The following is a 7,834-nucleotide window of genomic DNA, read 5'->3' as shown; positions in this document are numbered from 1 at the left end:
CCCCCAGACGCGGATTTGCTTGTTGTCGGCCGGATCCTTTCCCACTGGAACGCTCTCGTGGGGAACATTGGGAATAACGGCAAGGACCTTGTTCAACTCCTCTTCCGCCTGGGAGATTACCGGACCGAGTTCGCGGACCCGGCCTGCCACCTTCTGCATCGCGGCGATCATCGGCGAGGCATCTTTTTTCTCCTTCTGAAATTTGGTGATTTCCTGCGATTTTTGATTCTGCTCGGCGCGAAGGCGGTCGAACTCCATCTGGAGCGCCTTTCGTTTTTCGTTGAGGGTTTTCAGCGGAGACAAATCAACGGTCGCGTTCCGGTCTTTGAGCGCCTTTTCCAGCCGGGACCGGTTTTCCGTTATCCATTTAATATCCAGCATCTTTTCTGTATACTCCGATTCGATGACCGATGACAAATAAAAGATGCTCCCGATTCTTTACACAATCTCCGCCCTTTCAGCCTATTATCTGGTTAATTACGCCTTCCCCATCCGCGACGTCTGGATCTATCAGATCCTTTTTTTCTTCATCCCCGCCGTCACGGCGATTTACCGCTTTCTTCCGGAACCAGGACAGTTGCTCGCAATGACAAGACCCTGGACGCGGCCGATCTTGACGGTTTTCGGCCTGTCTCTCCTTGTCTCCGTTGTGCTGAATCTCTTCATTCCGTTGTGGGATCACTTTTTTCCGGCGCCGGAGGGTTTACGGGACCTCATTCGCGGCATCCTTCAAACCGACTCTTTGCTGGACGTTCTCCGGCTGACATTCACCATCGGACTTTTTCCCGCCATTTGCGAGGAGACTCTTTTTAGGGGGTATTTGCAGACGGCCCTTGCAAACCAATGGAGTCCGCCGCGGGCCGTTGTTGTGACCTCTCTGATCTTTGCCTTAAGCCACTTGAACCCCTGGCTGTTCCTTTTTTATTTTCTGCTGGGGCTTTTTTTGGGCTGGTGCCGGAATTATCGGAACAATCTCTATCTTCCCATCCTGGCGCATTGGGTCAACAATATGATTGCGCTGGCGGTGTTTCAGTTAATGTAGATCTTTTTCGGAGAAATTTTCCAGCGATTTTTTGAGGGAGGAAAGAAAAAGCCCCGCGTCCCGGCCGTCGATGACGCGATGGTCGAAGGCAACGGTGAATTCCGCCACATGACGGATTTGAATCTGATCGCCGACCACCCACGCCCTTTTTTCAATCACCCCCATGCCGAGCGTGGTGGACTGGGGCGGCAGGATGATTTGGACGCCATGCGTCGTCCCGTAATAGCCGTAGTTGTTGAAGGTAAAGGTCATCCCCGTCAGATCGGCCGGCATTAGTTTGTTTTCCCGCGCCTTTTTAATGAGCGCCTCAAGCTCGCGCGCCAGATCGAGATAACCTTTGTCCTGCGCATTGGGAATTACCGGGATGTACAGGCCACGCTCGGTATCCACAGCGACTCCCAGATTGATTTTCTTGTGGACAGCAAGGAGCTTTTTACCCCCTTCCTCGCGGACGCCGGCATTGACAACCGGATATTCCCGAATCGCTTTTTTAAGGGCAGGGAAAAGAAGCGGGAGCAACCCCAGGGGAATACCGTTCTTTTTTTCAAAGTCGGCCTTGACGCGGTTGCGGTATTCAACCACCGGCGTCATATCGATTGACGAAGTGGTATGCGCGTGAGGGATGTTCGCCTTTGACCGCATCATATTCTCCGCAATCCGCAGGCGAACCGGCGAAAAGGGGATGATTTCTTCTTCGGCCTCTTTGGCCGCGGCCGGTTTTTTTTGAGATTCCAGATATTGAAGAATGTTTTCCTTGGTGATCCGCCCGCCGGGGCCGGTCCCCTTGATGCGGTCGAGTTCGGCGAGATCGATGTTGTATTCCTGCAGGAGGTGGCGGACGAGAGGGGAGAGTTTTTGCGCTCCTGCCTCGCCTTTTTGCGCCTTGGCCGGCGCCGATTCCTTTTTTATTTTTTCGGCTCTTTCTACTTTGCCCGCCCCCCCGTCAACTTTTTTCCCGATCCCAAGCATGAAATAGGTCGCCGCCCTTGCGTCTTCCACCTCGAAAACGGCAATCGGATTGCCGACGGCAACGGTCGATCCGTCCGGCGCGACTATTTCGGAAAGTTTTCCCTCATAGGGGGACTCGTATTCAAAAAGAGCCTTTTCCGTTTCAAGCTCGACAATCGGTTGTTTTTCTTTGACGAAGTCTCCCGGCTTGACAATCCACTTCACGATATTCCCTTCGGTGATCGTCTCCCCCGGCTGGGGCATGGTGAGGATGATCTTTGTGGGCATGGGAATTAATACTGCATCAATTTCTCGGCGGCATCCACAACATCTTTAAGACTCGGCAGATAGTGATCTTCCAGCACCGGATTCGACGGCACCGGCGTATGTCCCGCGCCAATGCGGACAATGGGGGCGGCCAACTGGTCGAAACATTTCTCCCCAATCATCGAGGCGATTTCGGCGCCGAAACCGCCGATCTTCGGCGCCTCGTGCAAAATAATCGCCCGGTTTGTTTTCTTAAACGAGGCAAGCACCGTCTCTTTGTCGTACGGCATCAGGGTGCGCAGGTCGATAATTTCCAGACCGATCCCCTTTTTCTCCAACTGCTTGGCCGCGGTACAGGCCAGATACAGAGGACTTCCGTAAGTAATCAGTGTGATATCCTTTCCCTCGCGGCGGACAACCGCCTTCCCTAATTCCACCGTATACAACTCTTCAGGCACATCATCTTTTATTTCGCGATAGAGTTTTTTCTGTTCCAGATAAAGAACGGGATTGTTGTCGCGGATCGAGGCGACAAGAAGTCCCTTTGCGTCATGGGCCGTGGCCGGCACCACGACCTTCAGCCCCGGAACGTGCGCAAACCAGGCCTCCGGACACCGGGAATGAAAATGACCGATCCTCAAGCCTCCGCCGGCCGGGGCCCGGATGGTGATGGGCAATGGAGTGCCGATCCGGTAGTGATAGGGGGCGGCGATGTCCACAAGAGGGGAGAATCCCGTCGTCAAAAAATCGGCAAACTGGATCTCGGGGACGGGACGAAGGCCGTAGATCGCGGAACCGATCGCCTCGCCGATTATCGCCGTCTCGGAGAGCGGCGTATTCCGAACACGCATGGGGCCGAACTCGGCCAGCAAATCCCTGGTGATGCCGAAGACGCCGCCATAGGCGGCGACATCCTCGCCAAAGACATAGACGGAGTCGTCCCGCCGCATCTCCTGTTGGAGCGCTTCGCGGATTGCATCGGCATACCAGATTTCACGGGGCATAAACGTCCCTCAATTCACTTTCCACCTTCGGTCCCGGCAATTTTTTCACCCGCTCGGTCGCCTCCTCCACTTCTTTTTTCAACTCCGCCACAACCTTTTTAAAATAGGCATCATCGGCCATTTTTTTCTCTTTCAGATAATTTTCCATGTTTTGAATCGGGTCTCTCTTTTTCCAGAATTCCAGTTCTTCTTCCGGGACATATTTGGCCATGTCGTGCGTTCCATGGCCGGTCATTCGCATCGTTTTGCACTCGATAAGCGAGGGGCCCTCTCCCCGCCGGGCCCGGTCAATCGCCGGTTGGACCGTTTCAACAACCTCAACGACATTATTTCCATCACAGACCATCCCAGGCATGCCGTAGCCGCCTGCGCGGTCGGAGATATTCTCAATCACAAACTGCTCGGAAAGCGGCGTGGAAATGGCCCAGCGGTTGTTGTTGCAAATGAACACCACCGACAGCTTGAAAACCGCCGCATAATTCATCGCCTCGTGGACCACCCCTTGCGACGATGCGCCGTCGCCAAAGAAGGCCAGAACCACCGTCGGGTCTTTCCGGTACTTTGCCGCCCAGGCGATGCCGTTGGCCACCGGCGTCATCGCCCCCATGTGGGAAATAAAACCGAGGATGTGCTTGGACGTATCCCCCAAATGCACGTTGGCATCCCTCCCTTTTGTTGGCGAGGCGGCCTTGCTGAAATATTGCGCCAACAGTTCATCCGCCGTCATGCCCCGCACCAGAAGGGCTCCCAGGTCCCGATGCGACTGCGCCAGCCAGTCCCCTTTTTTAAGGGTGTAGGCCGCCCCCACCGACACCGCCTCCTGTCCGGTGGAGAGATAACCTTTGCCGATAACCAGCGGCTCCCTGGGGTTCTGGTTGGCGCAGATGTAATAGATCCAGTCCTCCAGCGTTCGGGTGAGACGGAGATAGCGATAAAGTTCCAGGAGTTGATTTTTGTTGAGAGCCATCTATTCGTGGATCGTGGATCGTTTTTTACCATCCACTATCCACTATCCACTATTCACTATCCACAAATCAATGAGGATACAAAACCACAATCGCCTTTCCCTTTTTGCCCCCCAGCGCCCGAAAGGCGTGCGGATACTTCGACTCAAAATAGAGCGAATCCCCTTCGCCTAATTTTACCCTTTCATCCTGCAGGCGAAATTCCAGATTCCCCTCCAAAACATAAATAAACTCTTCGCCATCGTGGGCCACCGGCGGCACCTCTTCATTTTTCGGCAAAAACTCCACCAGAAACGGCTCCATCTTTTTGGCGATTTTTTCCGGCGCCAGCGTGTGAAAGGTGTAGCTCAAGGGGTTTTTCCCCCTGGGATAAACACGCGGCGCCTTTTGCGCCTTTCCCTTTTTCACCAGACTGTACGATTTATCTTCTTCGCTGACATCAAAAAAATACCCCAGTTCCCTGCCGCAGGCATGGGCGACATTCAAAAGGGTGGCCACGGGGGGATAGATTTCGTTCTTTTCGATTTTTTCCAAAAGATTGTAATCGATCCCGACTTCAAGGCCGAATTCCCGAAGCGTCTTTCCCCGTGACTCCCGAAGGCGCCGGATCTTCCGTCCCAGGTTCAACTGTTGGATATCTGTGGACATGGTGTACAAATTGAATTCTAGAAGATTCCCGTTGATTGGCAAAGCTAAAACTTTTATGGTTAAAAACAAGCCGAGCATCTGGCTCTGCCAGTGCGAGGCGCGGGGTTTGGGGCCATTTGAGGCCCGAAATCCCATGACGCGAGTAGCATCAAACGGGCCGAAAGGGCCCCAAATACAAATGAAACCCCGCGCCCTCAAACCCGGCGACACCATCGGCATTGCCGCCTCTTCCAGCCCGTTTGAGGTGGAGGCCTTTCATAACGGGGTCAAAACGCTCGAATCGCTCGGTTTTAAGGTCTATTACCGCAAAGACATTTTCGACAAAAAACATTACCTGGCCGGCTCCGACGAACGGCGGGCGGCGGAACTTTTGGAGCTGGTCCAAAATCCGGACATCAAGGCTGTTTTCTTCGCACGCGGGGGGTATGGAATGGTGCGAATCCTTCCCTACTTGGATCGTGTCCGCTTCGAAAAAAATCCGAAGATCATCCTCGGTTACAGCGACATCACCTCTCTCCTGGTGCACCTTTATCAGAGGGATGGATGGGTCGGTTTTTACGGGCCGGTGGTGGCAAAGGATCTCACAAATAATCTGGACGAGCGGACAAAAAATGCCCTCTATCAGGCGGTCACACAGACAAAACCGCTCGGCCCCTTTATCTTCAAAGAGACCGAATCTTTAAACGATGGCGCCTGCGAAGGGCTTCTCACGGGGGGATGCCTCTCGCTGGTCGTGGCCTCGCTCGGTACGCCATATGAAATCGACACCGCAAACAAGATTCTTTTTTTGGAGGACACGAACGAAAAACCCTACTCCGTCGACCGGATGCTGACCCAGATTGTCCTGGCGGGCAAACTCAAAAAAGCGCGCGGCATTCTTTTCGGCAACTTTACGGCGATGGATGTTCTGCGCGATTTCAAAGGGCCGATCCTTTTTAATTTCCCCGCCGGGCACGGACCGGTGAAGATCACCCTGCCGCTCGGCATCAGGGCCCGGCTGACCGCGCATGAAAAGAAGCTGGAATTTTTGGAGGGGGCGTGCCGTGAGTAATTTGCATCCCGTTGATACCGCGATAGAGAAGGGAATCAAAGAGGGCGTCTTTCCCGGCGCCAGCCTGTTGGTCGGCAAAGAAAACAAAATTCTGTGGAACAAGGTTTACGGTTCGGCGCAGATTGACCCCAAAAAGCGGTCCGTGGAGCCCCCCACTCTCTTTGACATCGCCTCTCTCACCAAACCGATGGCCATCGCCACCTTATTTATGTTGGTCCTTCAGGAAAAAAAATGTTTCCTCGATGATCCGCTAAAGAAATATTTTCCGGAAACAACCCAACAAGGAATCACTCTTCAACACCTTCTCAATCACACCTCCGGCCTTCCCGCCTGGAGGCCTTACTATGAAGAAATGCTTGCCCTGGCCCCCGGCTGGGCCGCCGAGGACAAGGGAAAAAACTGGCTTGTTGAAGAAATTCTGGCGGAGCCACAGGAGGCGCCCGTCGGCAAAAAAACAGTTTACAGCGACTTGGGATACATCCTTCTTGGAGCTATCCTGGAAAAGATTTACGGAAAATCACTCGACCTCCTTTTCAGACAAAAAATCGCGGAGCCGTTGAATCTGAAAAAAACCTTCTTCAACCCTCTGGGGCATCACCGCAAGCCGGTGGACGGCAATCCGGATCATTTCGCCGCGACCGAAAAATGCCCCTGGCGCCAAAAAATCCTCTGTGGCGAGGTGATGGACGACCATGCCTGGCTGATGGGGGGCATTGCCGGACACGCGGGCCTCTTTTCAACGGCCGAAGAGGTCCAAAAATGGATCGCCGAATTACAAAAAGCCCGTCACAGCCGGAGCAAATTGATTTCAAGGGAAACTTTCAACCGATTTACCGTCATCCCCGACGGCCGCGATATGAATGTCCCCTATTTTACCTTCGGTTTCGATACACCATCTGCCCACGCATCCTGCGGTCAATATTTTTCACCGAACTCGATCGGCCATCTGGGTTACACCGGCTGTTCATTCTGGTGGGATATGGATAAGGATATTTATGCTATTCTGTTGACCAACCGCGTCCACCCGTCGCGGGAAAACGACAGAATCAGGGTCTTTCGTCCGAAAATACACAACACGATTATAGAATCATTGAATCTGACCTGAAAAAAAATGTCAAAAGTCTTTGACCGGCTTTTTGAAAAAAAAATCCGCTTTTTTGTCGTCCTTTTTTTCCTTTCCGTCTTTCTCCGCATTTCCTCCTTCTACTACACTTTTCTCGACATGGATGAATCACAGTTCGCCGGCTTTGCGCATGTGCTGATGGACGGCGGGCTTCCGTACAAGGACAGCCTTGACACCAAGCCGCCGCTTATCCACCTTTTTTACGCCGCCTGTTTCACCCTGTTTGGAAAATACAACATGATGGGGGTTCATTTTGCCGGCCTTCTGGTCGCACTGGGGGTAAGCCTCACCCTTTACCGCATCGCCAAAGAGAATGGAAACGAGAGAGAAGGTTATTTTGCCGCCCTTTTCTTCGCTGTTTTTTCCACAACCTATTTCCCCAAGTTCATCGCCACCGGCATCACGTCGGTGATAGTTTTGCCGCTTGCCCTTTCAATTTATTTCTGGCTTCGCGGGGACAGGGTTCTGGATCTCGCGGACGACTTCCTCGCCGGTTTTTTTGTGGGGCTTGCTTTTTTGTTGAAATATCAGGCGGGCATCCAGCTGGTCGTCATCTTTTCATTTCTCCTTTTTTCCCTGCGGTTCAAAAAGGAGGAACCATCAACTTTTCTTATTCGTTCTCTGGTTTTTTTGGGAGGCTTTGTGGTTCCGTTGGGAATGACGTTCGGAATTCTCTGGGCCATCGGCGTTTGGCCCGATTTTGTCCGGTGGAGCCTTTTGGGGAGTCTTAAATATATTCAGGCGGGGCAAGAGACAATCCCTGTTTTTAAAAATCTGATTCTGGGG

Annotated in this window: 9 protein-coding genes; 4 read left to right on the top strand and 5 right to left on the bottom strand. The window is 52.9% G+C overall.

Annotated features, from left to right (window positions below):
• Positions 1–417, bottom strand: a 417-nt coding sequence (locus HYU99_08015; protein ID MBI2340292.1) for a serine--tRNA ligase, incomplete at its 3' end; no start/stop codon positions are given.
• Between the two features lie 7 nt (positions 418–424).
• Here HYU99_08015 and HYU99_08010 point away from each other — a divergent pair.
• Positions 425–1,042, top strand: coding sequence for a CPBP family intramembrane metalloprotease (locus tag HYU99_08010; protein MBI2340291.1), 618 nt, complete (start codon positions 425–427; stop codon positions 1,040–1,042).
• Here HYU99_08010 and HYU99_08005 read toward each other — a convergent pair.
• The 4 genes from HYU99_08005 to HYU99_07990 all read right to left on the bottom strand — a co-directional run bounded on the left by HYU99_08005 (position 1,034) and on the right by HYU99_07990 (position 4,874).
• Complete coding sequence (locus HYU99_08005) at positions 1,034–2,278, bottom strand: 2-oxo acid dehydrogenase subunit E2 (GenBank protein ID MBI2340290.1); 1,245 nt, start codon at positions 2,276–2,278, stop codon at positions 1,034–1,036. The genes HYU99_08010 and HYU99_08005 overlap by 9 nt on opposite strands.
• Positions 2,279–2,283: 5 nt before the next feature.
• Positions 2,284–3,261 (bottom strand): alpha-ketoacid dehydrogenase subunit beta, encoded by a 978-nt coding sequence (locus tag HYU99_08000; GenBank protein ID MBI2340289.1) that lies wholly within the window; start codon positions 3,259–3,261, stop codon positions 2,284–2,286.
• Positions 3,251–4,228, bottom strand: a complete 978-nt coding sequence (locus tag HYU99_07995; GenBank protein ID MBI2340288.1) for a thiamine pyrophosphate-dependent dehydrogenase E1 component subunit alpha — start codon at positions 4,226–4,228, stop codon at positions 3,251–3,253. Before HYU99_07995 ends, HYU99_08000 begins: the two co-directional genes overlap by 11 nt.
• Before the next feature lie 67 nt (positions 4,229–4,295).
• The gene (locus HYU99_07990; protein ID MBI2340287.1) at positions 4,296–4,874 is read right to left on the bottom strand and encodes a helix-turn-helix transcriptional regulator; all 579 of its coding nucleotides are present in this window, start codon (positions 4,872–4,874) and stop codon (positions 4,296–4,298) included.
• Between the two features lie 178 nt (positions 4,875–5,052).
• On the opposite strand from HYU99_07990, the gene HYU99_07985 reads away from it, so the two are divergent.
• The 3 genes from HYU99_07985 to HYU99_07975 form a co-directional block, all read left to right on the top strand.
• Complete coding sequence (locus HYU99_07985) at positions 5,053–5,925, top strand: LD-carboxypeptidase (protein ID MBI2340286.1); 873 nt, start codon at positions 5,053–5,055, stop codon at positions 5,923–5,925.
• Entirely contained in the window at positions 5,918–7,030 is a 1,113-nt protein-coding gene (locus HYU99_07980) for a beta-lactamase family protein (protein ID MBI2340285.1), read from the top strand. Before HYU99_07985 ends, HYU99_07980 begins: the two co-directional genes overlap by 8 nt.
• 6 nt (positions 7,031–7,036) lie before the next feature.
• The coding region (locus tag HYU99_07975) for a glycosyltransferase family 39 protein (protein MBI2340284.1) at positions 7,037–7,834 on the top strand (798 nt) is incomplete at its 3' end.

This window comes from Deltaproteobacteria bacterium (assembly GCA_016183175.1).
GTDB lineage: Bacteria > UBA10199 > UBA10199 > UBA10199 > SBBF01 > JACPFC01.
Note: the sequence above shows the minus strand (reverse complement) of the source record. Positions and strands in the feature narration are given on the sequence as shown.

Bases quoted from the DNA above. Each gene is read 5' to 3' on its own strand.
- HYU99_08010 (MBI2340291.1), top strand. From the start codon at position 425: ATGCTCCCGATTCTTTACACAATCTCCGCCCTTTCAGCCTATTATCTG.
- HYU99_08005 (MBI2340290.1), bottom strand. From the start codon at position 2,278: ATGCCCACAAAGATCATCCTCACCATGCCCCAGCCGGGGGAGACGATC.
- HYU99_08000 (MBI2340289.1), bottom strand. From the start codon at position 3,261: ATGCCCCGTGAAATCTGGTATGCCGATGCAATCCGCGAAGCGCTCCAA.
- HYU99_07995 (MBI2340288.1), bottom strand. From the start codon at position 4,228: ATGGCTCTCAACAAAAATCAACTCCTGGAACTTTATCGCTATCTCCGT.
- HYU99_07990 (MBI2340287.1), bottom strand. From the start codon at position 4,874: ATGTCCACAGATATCCAACAGTTGAACCTGGGACGGAAGATCCGGCGC.
- HYU99_07985 (MBI2340286.1), top strand. From the start codon at position 5,053: ATGAAACCCCGCGCCCTCAAACCCGGCGACACCATCGGCATTGCCGCC.